The sequence below is a fragment of the Bradyrhizobium cosmicum genome (assembly GCF_032290525.1).
GTDB classification, from domain to species: Bacteria; Pseudomonadota; Alphaproteobacteria; order Rhizobiales; family Xanthobacteraceae; genus Bradyrhizobium; species Bradyrhizobium cosmicum_A.
Map to the genome: position 1 here is coordinate 1 of NZ_JASXTA010000682.1, position 229 is coordinate 229.

Genomic DNA, 229 nt, shown 5'->3' on the forward strand with positions numbered 1-229 from the left:
GGCCCGCAAGCATGACGGCGCCGACATCGTGATCGTCAATACCTGCGGCTTCCTCGACAGCGCCAAGCAGGAATCGCTCGGCGCCATCGGCGAGGCAATGGCGGAGAACGGCAAGGTCATCGTCACCGGCTGCATGGGCGCGGAACCCGAGCAGATCGAGGCGGCCTATCCGGGCGTGCTCTCGATATCAGGCCCGCAGCAATATGAGAGCGTGCTGGAGGCCGTGCAC

The 229-nt window shown here is 65.5% G+C and carries 1 pseudogene; it reads left to right on the forward strand.

The features are described from left to right. Positions 1-229: pseudogene (locus QSV46_RS41330) on the forward strand (30S ribosomal protein S12 methylthiotransferase RimO); the annotation flags it as partial.